The sequence below is a fragment of the Streptomyces phaeochromogenes genome (genome assembly GCF_001418655.1).
In the GTDB taxonomy this organism is placed as follows: Bacteria; Actinomycetota; Actinomycetes; order Streptomycetales; family Streptomycetaceae; genus Streptomyces; species Streptomyces phaeochromogenes.
In genome coordinates this window covers 1-1,291 of sequence record NZ_LIQZ01000002.1, presented here as the reverse complement: position 1 = coordinate 1,291, position 1,291 = coordinate 1, and the positions used below count along the sequence as shown (strand labels likewise).

Annotated in this window: 2 protein-coding genes and 1 pseudogene; all 3 read left to right on the top strand. The window is 71.0% G+C overall.

The genetic code is table 11. The features are described 5' to 3' along the window. On the top strand, positions 1 to 415 hold a 415-nt coding region (locus AOK17_RS00025), incomplete at its 5' end, for an ATP-binding cassette domain-containing protein (protein WP_157881254.1). Next, positions 412 to 792 (top strand): annotated as a pseudogene (locus AOK17_RS51880) (ABC transporter permease); the annotation flags it as partial. The gene AOK17_RS00025 and the pseudogene AOK17_RS51880, both read left to right, overlap by 4 nt. 2 nt (positions 793 to 794) lie before the next feature. After that, positions 795 to 1,118: ABC transporter permease (locus AOK17_RS51875; protein WP_245696958.1), on the top strand; the 324-nt coding region annotated here is incomplete at its 5' end. Positions 1,119 to 1,291: the final 173 nt, after the last annotated feature.

Genomic DNA, 1,291 nt, shown 5'->3' with positions numbered 1-1,291 from the left:
CGCCATCGCCGACGTGGACCTCACCTCCCACGCCGACGCCCTCGCGGGCAACCTCTCAGGCGGCCAGCGCAGCCGCGTCTCCCTCGCCGTCGCCCTCCTCGGCACCCCCGAACTCCTCGTCCTGGACGAACCCACGGTCGGCCTCGACCCCGTACTCCGCCGCGACCTGTGGCAGCTCTTCCACACCATCGCCGCCGACCGGGGCGCCACCCTCCTCGTCTCCTCCCACGTCATGGACGAGGCCGAGCGCTGCCACCGCCTGCTCCTGATGCGCGAGGGCGAGATCCTCGCCGACGACACCCCGGACGCCCTGCGCACCCAGACCTGCACCGACACCGTCGAGGCCGCCTTCCTCCACCTGGTCGACGAGGCGATCGCGACCGGCAACCAGTCCCGCAAGGAGTCCGTCCGATGAGCGCCACGACCACCACGACCCGTACGGGCACGACCACGCTCCCGAGGCAGAGCGCGATCAGCTACTCCCGCACCACCGCCACCGCGGCCCGGGTCCTGCGCCAGCTCCGCCACGACCCGCGCTCGATCGCGCTGATGATCCTGATCCCGTGCGTGATGCTCCTGCTGCTCCGCTACGTCTTCGACGGCAGCCCGCGCACCTTCGACTCCATCGGCGCCTCACTGCTCGGCATCTTCCCCCTCATCACGATGTTCCTGGTGACCTCCATCGCCACCCTCCGCGAACGCACCTCCGGCACCCTCGAACGCCTCCTCGCCATGCCCCTCGGCAAGGGGGATCTCATCGCCGGCTATGCCCTCGCCTTCGGCGCGCTCGCCNNCTCGACGCCCTGCTCGGCACGGCCCTCGGCCTCTTCGTCTCGGCCTTCGCGTCCTCGGAGTTCCAGGCCGTCCAGTTCATGCCGGCCGTGATCTTCCCCCAGCTGCTCCTCTGCGGTCTGTTCACCCCGCGCCCCGACATGCACCCCGTACTCGAAGGCATCTCCAACGTCCTCCCCATGTCCTACGCCGTCGACGGCATGAACGAAGTCCTCAAGCACACCGACATCACCGCCAACTTCATCCGCGACGCCCTGATCGTCGCGGCCTGCGCCCTCCTCGTCCTGAGCCTCGGCGCGGCAACCCTCCGCCGCCGCACCGCGTGACACCGAGCACCACCCCCGCACCGGGACGGCCGCGTCCCGCCCACCGGACAACGCGGCCCACCCCCACGCCCCCGGTGCGAGGATGGGCCTCGGACGACGCACCCCCGGAGGGCAACCGAACATGACCCAGAAATTCGCACCGCTCGCCACCGGCAAGAGCGCCGAGGCCCTGC